The following is a 13,885-nucleotide window of genomic DNA, read 5'->3' as shown; positions in this document are numbered from 1 at the left end:
TTCGTCAGAGGAAACGAACACAACAATCGTTATAGCGCCATAACATGTAGACATAGCTATCTACCCCGATACGCTTACGCCCACCTTTAAGGGTTGACCAAGCATGGACTGAATCACCAAGCCGGTGGCAGCAACCCGGCCCCTCAGCTTCAGGAGTCGGAAACAGCATTGAAAGCCGGTATTGCGAACGCGGCGTAAAGTATTCCCATGACTTTTCACACATCGCGTCTGCGCCCATGGTTCGCATGAGCATGCCCTGCCGGTGGAGTTTGGTAATCATTCGTTGGGTAACCAGAGAACTAGCCCGTACTGCGTCATCATTTGCGTAAACATGTCCGGTCAGGGGATACATATTCCCATCGCAACCGGCACAGAAGTGCGCTGACAGATTATCATTTCCTGCGGTTACTTTGACGCAGTCCGCCGCACAAACCATAGAAGCAATCGGGTTAGCAAATACAGCAGCTTCAGGGTTTAGGATCAGCGTAAGAAGATCACTTTCCCACATAGGATCAACTTCACTGATATATGTTAGGCTGGCATCAACATAAGGTTCGGCAGTGCATTCCCCAATGATGAGTAACTTAAGCATGGTCATAATCGGGAATTCCCAAAGATGCACATCATAGAAGCCTGCTTCGTTGGCTGTCATTGGCTGATTAGTATTGTTTTTGCCAAGGTCAAACTGAGACTTTTGCAGCATGGTTCCTTCAAGAAATGGGCTACACCAAGGGGCCTTAACGACTTCGACAATTTTGACAGGCTGGAAAAAGCTCAGCTGCCAGCCCACTTCAGGTACACCATTCTGGTCAGTACACGTACAGACAGGGCGAGATGGAGCGGCCCCCTCCGGAGCCGCACCAATGCCCATGATCCTCATCGGGAAAATACAGCTCCAGCAGATATTTTTAATGAGCCCCTTCCATACTCCGGCGCTCTGACACATTGCACCATTTGCGACGCCGTTATCAGCGGCCATTGTCATTGCAGGCAATGAGAAAAGCAACATCAGGGTCATTAGCGTTTCTAAAAGTAACTTTTTAAACTTTTCCACTTAGCGACTCACTTATTGTTAATAGCTGAATAACCGTCCGAAAGCACTGTAGTTACTTTATTAAAAGCATCACGCACTTCGGTTGGATAATTTAACGTCAGCCAGGTTGCAAATAGTGCGCCCATAATGAATCCCGCTTTCATTCTTATTTCTCCTGTGCTGATGCAGGCGTACCAGTCCCTTTTATTTCCGCTTCACTAAACTGCACCACACGGAATTTATCGTGATCAGCGCTGATTACGACGGGGGTTGCCTTAACATGAAAACGCCTAATTATTTGTTCGTTAACCTTAAAAACTTTCCCATTGAATTTTTCACGAAGATCGTTCAGGTCATCCCACCCGTTAGTGATGTCAATTCGGGTGAACATAGGCAGTACTTTCCCGGAACCGAGAACTGATTTGTATTTTTTCTCAGCCCATTCAACTTGCTCGAGCCTCATCGGATCAAAAATCAACATGGTAAGATTTTGCGGGAACCGAGTGAGAGGGTTAATCATTTCACCGGCATATGCCAACGTCCTGCCTTGTCTGTCTTTCACATCTTGTGTAACCCGGATTGTTGGGTCGATAAGCCATTCTTTATACTCATATGCTGGAGGCAGATTAATCATCCATTGATTTTTCCAAGTGTCGCCCAAAGCGCGTTTCTTAGCGCTTTCCCAGTCGTATTTCTCTCCCCTCTCCTCAAGCTCTTTGATAATGCTTTTTTCTTCTACCAAATATGTTGTGCCTGCAACTGGGAAAATATCCCGATTCGGGTAGCTTTTCATCTCACGTTCGAAGTAGTCCACATTGAAGGTACCAGCGATTCGGGCAAACCGGTTTTCCGTTCTCGAAATCATCGTCGGGACTTGAGTTACCTGGTATTGCGAAAAACTCTCTGGGTCGAGGGTAATTAAGGGTTCATTTTTAAGTTTGGCTTTGACAATGTACTGCTTTATTGCTGCCTGCGTCTCTACGAGCGTGGTGGTACCCTTTTTAAGCCCGTTGAGAACCACACGAGCATTGTGCTCTGATGCGGTACGAAGAACATCGGTGAACACGTAATCCGGCATACTGAAAGAGGCGAATATAGTCAGACCGATGCCTGTAGAGAGCTCCTTGCTCCTATTGTCGTCCATTTTTCTTTCCCAGCCGGATGCAGTAATTCCGTAGCTACCGAACATTTTTTCAATGTTTGTTGCCTGGGAACGCATAACCTTCGCCTTGCTCTCTACTGTCTGTTCTGCCAGCTCATTTGCTTTTGCATCAACTTGAATTTCGTCTCGCCGGCGGCTTATTTCCTCTACGATCTGCCCCATCTGCTGTGACTCATGTATTAACCGAGTCTGGTCTATGACTGCCTGAACGCTGTCAACATGCATACCCGGAACATAGCCACTGTTCACCTTGTTATCTAAGACACCACTAGTTTTAAGTTTCTCAGCCTGCTGAATGTACTTGTTGATGTTGGGAGCGGGTACATTACCGGGGAGCGTTGATTCTGGATTATTGTTAGCAAAAGAGACATCACCATCCAACGCCTTAGCTTGCCTTGCAATAATCTCAGCATCATGCTGATATTGCTGGACGGAAGGAGCCGATATTGCATTGGAACAAATTGCAGAAAATGTCAAAAGCAACAATGACGTTGAATTAATTTTAGTAGAGCGCATATGTTTTCCCGATAACTGTATCGATTCTTACAGGCCCCCAAAAACGGGAATCCCATGAATGGTCTGTTTGCCCGACAAGAAAAACCTTACCTTCAGGAATGGTTAGTTCTTTTTCGATAGTGGATCGGCTTATTTTGTACTTGCTGGATATCCTTTGGGCATTGACCTTAAAAAATTTATCCCCGTTATAAACACCGTCCATGGTGACCTTTATTTTTTCACCACCGATACCAGCTACAATTTTGATAACTTTCTCCCCTTCATTGATAAACCTAACGGTCTTGGGCATGTTAAAAGCAATCATTTCTCCCGTATGAAAGCTTTTGTCTTTATGATCAATCATGTACATATCAACCGGGAGGCAACCGTAAAGCAGTCCATAACCAAAGGTAAAACGAGAAAAAAACATGAAAAGGACGATTACCACGAGAAGAAGATTGGCTGGAACATACCAGTCCAAAGCCAGAAACCCTCGCGTCTCAGGAATAATTATTTTCAGCATTTTCATAATCTTTTAGCCAATTATTGGATTGCCTAAGAGCAGGCTTTTATTGAACAGTTGTGACGTCGCTTAGCCATTTCACCGTATATGGGTTTATCCTTTACTGTCCCAATTATCCAACGTTCAAAGCCTATTTCAGGTCCATTTAGAGATGTATTTTCAAGACATTGCAGGCTGGTTTTGGGATGGGAAATAATGACCAATCGAACTGAGGTAATTGTTAAAGTAACTTTGTAAGTCGGTTCTAGCTGCGAAACGGCATTAATGCCAGATTGGTGATGACATGGTCGGTTCGCTAAACAAGGAAAATTATTTTATCCGTGGGGGCGATTGAAATAATCCCTCGCACTAAAGTTACTTTTTTAAAGGGGTATACGGCGCATTACAAGGCGACTAGGGCGGAGAGGGTAAAATATAAAACGAAAAAACCCGGCCACACAGCCGGGTTTTTATTTATTGTGCTTTAGTTTGCAACTGTAGGCGGCGCCATTTGGCTATCATTAGGATCATAGACCGTCACGGTTTGCGTATCAGAATCGTTACTGTCATCATAAGCAATCACTTTTACGACCTGTTTACCCTTATTGAGGTTCTTCGACAGTGTTGCTGAATTGCCGAATACATTTCTCTGCTCGTCGTTAATGTACCATTCATATTTGCGCATTTTACCATCGGAATCCGTACATTTATTAGTAAAATTCCAGCTCAGATTGGTTTCCGTATAATCTAATATGCACTTGGGAGGAGCATTTTTGACTACGTCAAAATCAACGTTCGCAGTGCCGCGCTGACCAAACTTACTTACCACCTCAATAACCAGCTGGTATTTGCCTTCTGCCAAACCAGGTAAGAATTGAGCCCAGTAATTTCTACCTCCATCGATTGCTTGCCCGTTCAGCTTGTACGTCACCGTATCGACCACATCAGCTGAGTGAGACAATTTGATATTTGAGCGTAAAGTTACGTCAAGTGGGGCTCGCATATACTTGTTAGAGAACTTAGGCGTCATTTCTACCTTCATCGGTGTTTGATCATCCACGATAAATGTATTTTCAAGACGACTTTCGTTGCCACGATTATCTTTAAAGACAATAAATAAAGTATATTTTCCTGAGTTCAATATGGAAAATTCCTTCTTATCGCCGTCATCTTTAGTGAGCTTCAGTTCCTCTTTGTTGTAAATCCATTCACGGGTATACGTCACTCCCGGGTATTCATCATCAACTCCCGACAGTGAAACAGTCAGGGTTGACGGGGCCATTGCATAACGAAGACGCGTGTTCATTTTCACCTCCGGGAATTTGTATACCCAAGATTTAACAGATACACGTCTTGTCGAAATGGTTTTTTCTTTATGTTTTGTCAGCCAAGCACTGTACTCAAACGCGGCGTAACCCTGCTTGTCGAGCATATCTTCAGTCAATGTTAGATTCAGCGCCGACCCTTTGATGATCTGGCCGTCTGGCGTTTTCCACTCTTCACTAACTTCTTCATTATCATCAACCTTTTCGTTCGGGTTGATATAGGAGCCCGTCAGGTTTACCTGTTGCCCCACTTCAACCATCGAACTACCCGTTGCCTTAACTGACAGACGTTTTGGTTTAGTTATAGTGACTCTTGCAGAGGTTTCCTTCCAAGCTTGTTCACCGGTCAATCCATCAGAATCCGAATAGCGCATTCGGGCATAGATGTACTGGGGCAGTTCATCCGATGCAGTGATGTTGTACGATGTGCTGCCTTCGGACCAGTTTTCCTTATCCTCAGACCAGACCACTTCTGCCGTCCCTTCAGGCACGGGCTCGCCGTTATCCATCAGTTGTACCGGAATATCATTGCCTTCCAGTGTCGGTACAACCTTAATTGATACTTTGGGCTCCTTGTATGTGACCACTGTCAAGACATCGGTCAACGATTCAAGGTTGGTAAACTTATTCTTCATTTTTGCACGGTACAGCCATTTTCCAACCGTAGTCTTCTTGATGGTTACACTGCGCCTTCCATCCATCTCGGTCAGCTTAGTCCAAGTGGTACCGTTGTTTTCGGACGTTTGCCACTCCGTTGGGGATAAGGCATCAGCATCAACTGTTGACTTAGTTTTAAATGAAACCACTGTACTTAGCGGGATTCTTCCTATGATTTGACCCTTGGAGAGACCGCCTTCCAGCTCTTTGCCGTTGTAAACGCGAATACTGACAGCACTACTTTCACGTTTCATTACGAAGTCTTCAAATGGTGAGCGAACCTGAGCCACGGCTATCAGACGATGATTACCAAGGTCCAGTCCTTTAATATCAATTTTGGTAGCTACAATACCCTCGTCATTTACAGGCAATGGCTTAGTCAGGGCGGTACGCTCATACGTCGTCTTGTAACGGCCTGTCTCATGATCTATCGCGTAGATGCTCTTTTGTGCATATACCGTGACATCCCACTCACCCATATCGGAACGAACGAACTTGGTACAGCGACAGTCATTCTTATAGCGGCCAATATTGATCGTCAGCGGTAGCTTAAGTCCGGTGGCGGTTTTCTTATCATCAACTTTAAGATATGTCATGATGTTAAAGTCCGGAACGGTATAGACATTCAGTATGTCCTGGGTATGAAGCGCCGGGTCTTTTGCATAGGCAACATCGATATCCATAACATTCTTGGTCCACAACGAAGATGGACCAAATTTCAGACGCTGGACAAAACTTGTCGCATCAATACTTGACGATCTATTTTTGTACGCTGTTTTTACCGGTTCCTCACTGTTTTGTTTGGTCGTTATGTTAATGTCTGACGGAACAACCTTCGCAACGATACGAGCAGCTTCCCCCCCAGTTGTGTACACGAGCGCCGTATTAGGATTAATGCCTGCAATAGTCTTACTCTTTTTGTATGTAATAACCGGGTCATATGGGAGTTCTGCATTCAGCTTGAAACGGTTACGCACCGCCACAGCCCTAGAACCTCTGGCATTCGTCATATAAACGTAGTAATCCAGAAGGTTTTCACCGGTTACATTGAAGAATCCACTCAAGCCAGGGGTACGCCCTTTAAAGTAAAACTCAAGTCCATCTGGGACATTGTTCCACTGTGGGTAACAAGCAATGATATTTGGGTTATTACCCACCCATTTCAGATATTCATCAGCATTTTCCTTGGTTGTAAACAAAGTGCAGTTTGTCCCAGAGGTCTGAGACATCAAATCCGTGTATTGGCGAACTCGTGAATACAATTTTATTCCCTTTTCCAGATTCTTAAGGGTAAAGCCCATGGGCATATATTCAAAGGTAGTTTCCAGAGTTGTTTGTTTACCGTAAATATTTTCTGCTACCAGAGTCAGTTGATGATCTACATTAAGTGCGAGGTCGTCACCGGCAGGCAGGTAATAAATCCCTTTATGGCTGGTCGGCATTAATTTCACAACTTTGTTGTCAATCGTTGCAGACTTGATATCCGCAATACCTTCTTGCCCCTGGAACGCCGCTACGATGACCTCATTCAGAAAATAAACAGGAGCTCGCTTGCCCAATCCCTGCCCATCTTTAATAACAAGAAGAGACGGTGAGTCACTGAGCATAAGCTTGGAATTAGTCTCATCATAAACAGACTTGTTTGCGCTTTTGTTTTCAACCGCAAAGCTTGCGCTGTAAGATCCACTAATCAAATCCTGGACATCGAATATATAAAGATATTCATCCCTCACCAACTGCGGACCGGTTACGGGCAGCAAAGTACGTTTGGTCGGCGTCGTCCACGTCTGATTAAAATCAAGAACGGTACCATCATCAAGAGTGACTTTTGTTACTGGTTTGAAAACACCATCAGGGATTAGTGTTAGTGTCATAGAGGTTGGGAGCCACCATTCCCCTGTTGTGCCCTGTTGGGGAACCTTGACAGCAACAGCAACAGTTTTCGGCCCAGTGTAAATGCTCTGACCACCAACATCGATGGTTCTGGCATCATCAGTGAAATTCCATAATGTATGGTCAACAACCGGGGGGCGGTAATCCCAACGCAAAGTAAGATTATGCGTCTCCGGTGGAGCGAAATAGTTATTTTTTGAATTGGCTGTAACAGTAATGTTCCGTGAACCCTGCAATTCATCAGAGTCACTCACCCGTACACTTCCGACCGTTATCGTGCAGTTATCCCCACCAACCGGGACCTCACATGATGAACCATTACCAACTGAAATATACTGAATGAAATCACGTGGTTGAATCTGTACAGTGATGTTTCTGAGGGCTTCATCTTTAATGTATGAGTCGACGATAAATCCTTCAAGAACCTGCCCGTTGATTGAAGATTTCATACCTGTAATTACCGGTTTAACAGGCGCAACCGTAGAGACAGTATATTCAGAGCGTATAATCTCGACTTTCTGTCGTTCACGCCCTGAATAATAGGAAACCAAGTACGGCAGTTTCATTTCGCCGACCTGGTTGGGGATACCTGATAGTATGAAACCGTTAGCAGTCATGCCGTATGCGTTAGGCAACCACTCAAAAAAACAGACTAGGTTATCGAGTGTAGATGTGGCGCGATTATCCACTGTGACGTTACAAGCCGTTCCGTCCCCTGAAGCAGTTATGGTGGTTGAGTTCACGTAAGCAACGAGATCACCTGAATCTTTAGCAAAATTTATTTTGGGTAACTCAGCTTCGAGCTTACCTGAAATCATGATTGCTTCAGCATGCAGGTTCTTGGGCGGTGCAAATAGCGAAAACAACAGAGCAAGGCTTACTCCGGATTTTCTCATGACAGTTTCCTGTAGTATTCAGTACTGAATTTCTACAGTTACTTTAAACGACAAAGATCAATCACTGACGACGTATAGAGGTACAAAAAAACACGACACCCAAGCTAACTTTTGTGCCGTGGTGATCTTTATAATTGTGTGCCTCGTCGTTTGGATTCAGCAAGCCGACGTGTTGTAATAATTGATTCTGAAGATACCTAGGGTATCTTCAAGGTTAGGACCCCCAACAAGAATGTACCGACCCTTACACTATCTATCTCATTGACGGGTAATCGGTACTGAAACTGCTGGAAGGTTGCCCCAGTTTCAGTCGGAACAATACCCGTTGTCATAAGGAGTCCATCACTTGCAGAGTGCCATTTGTAGCCTTTTTTACCGTCCGTTCCATCGCACAACCAGACACGAACACCTTAATTTTGTGCCTTAGCAGGGAACTGAAGCTGTGATGTCTGCATGCCCTTATCCCGCATTAAAGACCCAGCTACCAGAAATCATTTCGTCATTAAATTTATTTTTAAAATCTGCCATGTAAATAGATTTATTATCCTTACCCATCAAAAATGAATAAGATGCTGTTTCAATAACCTTAATATTGGAGAGTTTTTTTCCATTACAATTAATATGTTTAGAATTATGACTCCTATAATTATTGCTTATAGATATCACTTTTGAATCAATGCCATTTATAGAGATTAAATCTTTTCCTTTCACTGCAATATTAAGTGAAGGGATATTAACTGAACATGATATGAAGTTTGAGACTTTCTGTAGTCTGTTGTCTGTCAGGTTTATTAGATCGTCTTTATGAAATATCTTTCCCAAGCCCCAGCAAACAAGAAGACAGGCTACCAGTACACCTCCAGCCACTACCACTACTTTATTGATATTTCTCACTCTCTTCACTTTCTTCTCCAAGCAGATGCAAAGCGCTTACACATAGCAGCTGGAGCTGGTAAAGCAGGTTATCTACCGTAATTCCGCCTACGAAAGTCACAGTTCTACGAATAGTTATCCCAGCTGGTACACGCTGTATAAACCCAATCCCGCTGTCCCGGAGAAGTTGATCTTCATTTACCAGCTTAATCTCATCAACGGGTGGGATAATGACTTCAATGATGATTGTATCAGCTGGGGCGAGGTCCCAATCGTGTTTAGATATGACAATTGGTGTGATTGTTATGTGGAGCCCATCAAGATCAAAAATGACAGGTTGTGACAGCCCCTTTGTAGTTCGAGCAAAGGGATTGGTGAGATGCTGAACCGGAAATTTTGAATTATCAAGGACTTCAAGCAGTTCACTTCTTCTCAGACCATGAATCATGTTACCAATAGTTTGCATATTTTTTCTCGCTCGCTTTTTATAATAATCAATAGATTAATGGCATACCGATTAACTGAAATTTTCCAGAAAAAGTAGCTAGTTGACTCCCGGTATACGCCAATAAAAATACTGCTTTTATCTCAATCAGCTGCCCAGCAATAGTGGTAGTTGCCTTTTGTAATAGAAGATAATCTGCTGTTAACGAACCCTAAACCGATGTTTTTGATGCCATATGATATGACTTTAAAACATCAATAAGGCAAATTCACAGACGACTATATCCGAATAGTATATCAATTATCCATGATTTGATCAGATTATAGCAAGCGAACCCGAGTGACTGCTCCCCGCTCTACCTATCGGGCGAGGCTTCTCACTTCTCAGGCTGTTGCTCGAACTTGACGAGTCTGACACAAGCCTCTGTGGGCAGAAACGATAAATTCTTCCGCCTTTAATTTGTCTATGCCCTACTGTTTGATATTCAATGCCGCGTTGATATCTTATGTAATAGATAACGGTCATGTTTAATACCACACTTAGGACATGGCCAAAAGCGCACATTTAACGGCATTTCTGGCATTTTATAACCGCAGCAATAGCACATTTTTGAACTCGCGCACCACTGATCAAGTTTGATCAGATGGATGCCTTTCTGTTTTGCTTTGTATTCCAATTTTGACACAAAGCTATACCATGAAGCCTCTGCGATATGTTTTGCCAACCTACGGTTTTTTTTAACCTATTTAATGATTTCAACGTCTCGACTATCACGGACTGGTTTTCGTCAACGATTTGTCTGGAAAGTTTATAGTGAAAATCATGACGAGCATTAGCGGGATGCTCGTGACATCTCGCCACCAGCCTTAGCCCCCATTTCCAGAACTTTCTCTGCCACTTTTTCACGCAGGAAGACGCACCTGTGATGCTTGTGATATAAATGGTAAACAAAACGATGGGATGAGCTTGCAGTTGTTAAAACGTAATAACCACACACAGACAAGTCCAATCCCACCGGTTGTGATTACTCGGGGTAATGGATCAATTGCCCCGAGCCTTATTGATCGCGTCTTTAAGCGTATTGATATCTGTAGCCCCGGGAATAAAGGATGTGGTGGCCGCCGTCGGATTTTTCTTGTTCATGACAATAAATCCAGGCGTGCCGTTAATGCCCAGCTGTTCCCCCAACTGCATATTGGCTGTAATTACCTGTTCATATTTCTCTTTCTCATCGTCGCTGAATGCCTGGTTAAAGCCGGATTTTTCAACGACCACTTTCAGATCACTTTCCGTGAACACTCGTTTATCACGGCCAAACGTACCCGTAGTCACCATCAAATTATTATGGTAACGAAGGTATGCTTTAGAACCGAAGTTTTTGTAGACATGTAAACCGGTAGCCGCAGACTGACCCGAAACTGGTTTAGCGGAGGCAAAAATAGGGAACTCTTTGAAGAAATACTTAACGTTGGGGACCTGCTGGATCACCTGCCCGACGGTAGAGCTTACCTGCTGGCAATAATGGCAGAGATAGTCAAAGAATTCGATAACCGCGACATCAGCATTATCAGGGCCGTAGTTAGGCGTAACGGAGGTGTCAAAAAGCGCAGGTGCATAGGGAAGTAACCGATCAATGAACGCATTTGCATTATTCTCTTCAAGGGCCTTACCTGCTTTTAGAAGATTGTCCGGATTTTTAATCAGGTAATTAGCAGCAATTTTCCCGATTTCATCTTCAGAATAATTCTTCGTCTGGAAATAGTGGTTTGTCACAAAAACTGTTGTACCAGCGGCAATGATGGCAGTAATGACCACGCCAGTCAGTGGCTTCAGAAATGACAATGCCTTCATGTTAACCCTTTCAATGAGTAATAGAACCTTAGGTGAGTTTTCCGATTCATTATAATGAAAGCACCTAGGCTTCCCGAGTCACTTAATCCACCAATTCTACTTATTCCTATAAGCCGGGTCTGTAGTTCCATGGTAACAACATCGGCACTACGTCGGTATTTGTCGGTTAAAGTCTCGGAGTCGGTACAAATCCCCCATTCTCAGGGGTTCTGATTTACTGATGAAAATCTTTCTAATCTGAGCTTTCTCATCCTCACTCACCTCATTACTTTTGAGTATTTTGCTGAGCAGATTTTTGCTCATCTTTTTTTCCGGATGCAGTGCATTCAGCTGAAACTGGATGATGCCTATTGCAAGAAATTGGCAGGGTAATGAGAAAATCAAGTATCGGACTGGCAACAACTCGCCAAAGCCACATATCAGGCTCGCAACGATCCAGATAAACCAGAGAGCCATACATAACCTAAATCTTTTGAACGTCAGATGGTAGGCCAGAAGAATAGCCGGACTGTCCAGATAGCATGTCCCAGGCAGTCCACTTATATGCTCACAGCAGCGATGCAACTTTGACATGATCCATCCTTACGTTCAGCCATAAAGCTTTTAAGTTTCTTCGCTGTATCATCACTTACCTTCTGCCTGGCAAGTGATGCCTGCGCCGGATATGCACCATTAATATAATTTGCAGAGCGGAAACCGATAATAACAATACCGTGATTAAGATTGTATGTTTCATTAAGGTAATCCATTTGTCAGTCATCAAACTACAAAGTAACTTTCTCAATCACTCATCTTCTTAACAAGATTTTCAGGACTTACCCATCCAGTAAATAACTGAGGTTTACCACTCAACGTCACCATCGTGGGAGTACCCTGTAAAGGGATGGTTGATGCTATCTGGTAGTGCGATCTTATAAGCTCCTGACATTCAGCTATAGGCCGCCCGTCAGGCAGTCTGGCGTCGTTCATTGCCTGAGTTAACGATTTTGAAGGATCTGTGGCACACCAGATTTTCGCCATATTATCTGCAACGACGGAATTCACACCGGCCCGGGGGAATGCAAGATACTTAATGGTAATGCCTGCATTAAGGTAATCATTAATGTCATGGTGAAGTCTCTGACAAAATCCGCAAGTTATATCAGTGAATATACCCAACACATATTTTTCTTTCGGTGACTTATAGGTAATTGTCCGTGTGTTTACAGCGAAATTTCTCACTCCATTGAGAACAGTCTGCTCGGTCGTATTTTCGACTTTTTTACCGTTTACACGGAACAGACTGCCTGTAAAGATATAATTGCCGGTACTGTCGACGTAACTCACCCCCTCTTTTGATACAACCGTGAAAATGCCTTTCAATGGTGAAGGTTCAATATGTTGTATTGACAACCCTACACTCGTTAATTTTTCCCTGACTTCAACAGACAACTCTGTGCCAGGATTTTTAACTTCAGCTAAGACTGAACCTGTTCCGGTTAATACCGTCACGGCACTCAGGGTTACAGTCAGAGCTAATAGTTTCCGTTTCATCAACACCCCCATTTGTTTTGTCCGCTTATAGTACCAAACACATTCAGACCACCTTGTTCACTTAAAACAGAAAGTAACGGGGTTAAGTAGACAGACTCAGAACAGGAATGAAGGACAATAAAAGCAAGTTGATAACACCGGAATCACGATTATGTTTACCCCACCAGCAGAACATGAAAGGCCAATACCCATTGCAGTCCCTGTCGAAATCAGAAACCAGTGTGTCAGTGATGCCGCAAACTTTTTTGGCATCGATCCAGAGCTGGTGTTCACATTATTTGATAACGAAGGGGGAAAGGTTGGTTCTTTCGTTCACAACACTAATGGCAGCTATGATATCGGACCAATGCAGATCAACTCTTCAAACTTACCGGAGATCCGGGAACACTTCCCCAAGGTAACATGGAAAGTCCTTGCCTATGATGCTTGTGCAAATTTTTGGGTAGGAACATGGTGGCTCTATCGCAAGATAGTTGATCGCAAGGGAAATGTTTTTGAGGGTATCGGTGACTACAATAGTAAAACGCCGAAAGTCAGAGCTGTATACATTTTTAAATTCATGGAACGATACAATCGCAGAATTCAACAACGAAATGGCATGCATGAGCTTTATCAGTGGACCCAGCCCTGGACCAGTTACAATGGGCATACTCAGCACGGAGCGTACCAGACTACAGATATTCAGGCCGATTACCAGCTTTAATATGAGGATGTCTTTCTGCTTTAATATTAAATACATAGTGTCAAGAATCGCCAGTTTTTTGTAACTGGCGCTGGACACGACCGATAAGCTCCCATCTTTTTCTTCGAAAGGGGACTCCCGCCGACACAAGGTGGGGGAAAGTTTCTCCAGGGTGTTAGCTCCGTGTACTGTTTCACAACGTCAAGTATCACCATACAAGTCTGTAAAATAAAAACGAGACCAAAGAACAGGTTGATTCATGAAGTGACGCCTTCCCCAGAAAACGATCGACGCATTTAATTTTTTTAATCTGAGCCCACTCGGGCAGAAAGTACCCGATACGGGTCAGCATCAACAATGCGCCGTTGAGTAGCACTGCGTTGACAACGCCGGTATTTATGAAACGGCGCTAAGGCATCCCGGGCAAAATTATGAACAGATATATACCCTTCATCTTTCAAGCTGCTGCTTTGTTGGCTGCGTTCACTTACCCCAGTCACATCGTTATCTATGCTCCTGGGGATGCGTTCACTTGCCG

Annotated in this window: 12 protein-coding genes and 1 pseudogene; 1 reads left to right on the top strand and 12 read right to left on the bottom strand. The window is 43.8% G+C overall.

What is annotated here, in order from left to right:
* Positions 1 to 4: 4 nt before the first annotated feature.
* The 11 genes and pseudogenes from trhU to AM629_RS06370 form a co-directional block, all read right to left on the bottom strand.
* Positions 5 to 1,054 (bottom strand): IncHI-type conjugal transfer protein TrhU, encoded by a 1,050-nt coding sequence (trhU, locus tag AM629_RS06425; RefSeq protein WP_188093288.1) that lies wholly within the window; start codon positions 1,052 to 1,054, stop codon positions 5 to 7.
* Positions 1,055 to 1,062: 8 nt separating this feature from the next.
* A complete protein-coding gene (locus AM629_RS24965) occupies positions 1,063 to 1,197 on the bottom strand; it encodes a hypothetical protein (protein WP_262499873.1) in 135 nt (44 codons plus the stop codon).
* A 2-nt stretch (positions 1,198 to 1,199) separates the two neighbouring features.
* The gene (locus tag AM629_RS06420) at positions 1,200 to 2,711 is read right to left on the bottom strand and encodes a TrbC family F-type conjugative pilus assembly protein (RefSeq protein ID WP_054477245.1); all 1,512 of its coding nucleotides are present in this window, start codon (positions 2,709 to 2,711) and stop codon (positions 1,200 to 1,202) included.
* Positions 2,698 to 3,219: a signal peptidase I gene (gene lepB, locus AM629_RS06415; protein ID WP_276525715.1), complete on the bottom strand. Its 522-nt coding sequence runs from the start codon at positions 3,217 to 3,219 to the stop codon at positions 2,698 to 2,700. The genes AM629_RS06420 and lepB overlap by 14 nt, the downstream gene beginning before the upstream one ends.
* 457 nt (positions 3,220 to 3,676) lie before the next feature.
* Entirely contained in the window at positions 3,677 to 7,963 is a 4,287-nt protein-coding gene (locus AM629_RS06410) for a hypothetical protein (protein ID WP_054477244.1), read from the bottom strand.
* Between the two features lie 459 nt (positions 7,964 to 8,422).
* Complete coding sequence (locus AM629_RS06400; RefSeq protein ID WP_054477240.1) at positions 8,423 to 8,866, bottom strand: hypothetical protein; 444 nt, start codon at positions 8,864 to 8,866, stop codon at positions 8,423 to 8,425.
* Complete coding sequence (locus AM629_RS06395) at positions 8,841 to 9,302, bottom strand: hypothetical protein (protein WP_054477239.1); 462 nt, start codon at positions 9,300 to 9,302, stop codon at positions 8,841 to 8,843. Before AM629_RS06395 ends, AM629_RS06400 begins: the two co-directional genes overlap by 26 nt.
* Positions 9,303 to 9,751: 449 nt before the next feature.
* Positions 9,752 to 10,142, bottom strand: a pseudogene (locus tag AM629_RS24510) (RNA-guided endonuclease TnpB family protein); the annotation flags it as partial.
* A gap of 180 nt (positions 10,143 to 10,322) precedes the next feature.
* Entirely contained in the window at positions 10,323 to 11,132 is an 810-nt protein-coding gene (locus AM629_RS06385; protein ID WP_054477236.1) for a DsbA family protein, read from the bottom strand.
* A gap of 147 nt (positions 11,133 to 11,279) precedes the next feature.
* Entirely contained in the window at positions 11,280 to 11,705 is a 426-nt protein-coding gene (locus AM629_RS06380) for a hypothetical protein (protein WP_149616969.1), read from the bottom strand.
* Between the two features lie 207 nt (positions 11,706 to 11,912).
* Positions 11,913 to 12,665, bottom strand: a complete 753-nt coding sequence (locus AM629_RS06370; protein WP_072161825.1) for a thioredoxin fold domain-containing protein — start codon at positions 12,663 to 12,665, stop codon at positions 11,913 to 11,915.
* A 151-nt stretch (positions 12,666 to 12,816) separates the two neighbouring features.
* Between AM629_RS06370 and AM629_RS06365 the strand changes: the two genes are divergently transcribed.
* Positions 12,817 to 13,368: a lytic transglycosylase domain-containing protein gene (locus AM629_RS06365; protein ID WP_054477230.1), complete on the top strand. Its 552-nt coding sequence runs from the start codon at positions 12,817 to 12,819 to the stop codon at positions 13,366 to 13,368.
* A gap of 284 nt (positions 13,369 to 13,652) precedes the next feature.
* On the opposite strand, the gene AM629_RS23300 is transcribed toward AM629_RS06365, so the two are convergent.
* A complete protein-coding gene (locus AM629_RS23300) occupies positions 13,653 to 13,847 on the bottom strand; it encodes a hypothetical protein (RefSeq protein WP_054477228.1) in 195 nt (64 codons plus the stop codon).
* Between the last annotated feature and the right edge of the window lie 38 nt (positions 13,848 to 13,885).

Source organism: Photorhabdus heterorhabditis (assembly GCF_001280945.1).
Lineage (GTDB): Bacteria > Pseudomonadota > Gammaproteobacteria > Enterobacterales > Enterobacteriaceae > Photorhabdus > Photorhabdus heterorhabditis.
Note: the sequence above shows the minus strand (reverse complement) of the source record. Positions and strands in the feature narration are given on the sequence as shown.

Bases quoted from the DNA above. Each gene is read 5' to 3' on its own strand.
- AM629_RS24965 (WP_262499873.1), bottom strand. From the start codon at position 1,197: ATGAAAGCGGGATTCATTATGGGCGCACTATTTGCAACCTGGCTGACG.
- AM629_RS06420 (WP_054477245.1), bottom strand. From the start codon at position 2,711: ATGCGCTCTACTAAAATTAATTCAACGTCATTGTTGCTTTTGACATTT.
- lepB (WP_276525715.1), bottom strand. From the start codon at position 3,219: ATGAAAATGCTGAAAATAATTATTCCTGAGACGCGAGGGTTTCTGGCT.
- AM629_RS06410 (WP_054477244.1), bottom strand. From the start codon at position 7,963: ATGAGAAAATCCGGAGTAAGCCTTGCTCTGTTGTTTTCGCTATTTGCA.
- AM629_RS06395 (WP_054477239.1), bottom strand. From the start codon at position 9,302: ATGCAAACTATTGGTAACATGATTCATGGTCTGAGAAGAAGTGAACTG.
- AM629_RS06385 (WP_054477236.1), bottom strand. From the start codon at position 11,132: ATGAAGGCATTGTCATTTCTGAAGCCACTGACTGGCGTGGTCATTACT.
- AM629_RS06380 (WP_149616969.1), bottom strand. From the start codon at position 11,705: ATGTCAAAGTTGCATCGCTGCTGTGAGCATATAAGTGGACTGCCTGGG.
- AM629_RS06370 (WP_072161825.1), bottom strand. From the start codon at position 12,665: ATGAAACGGAAACTATTAGCTCTGACTGTAACCCTGAGTGCCGTGACG.
- AM629_RS06365 (WP_054477230.1), top strand. From the start codon at position 12,817: ATGTTTACCCCACCAGCAGAACATGAAAGGCCAATACCCATTGCAGTC.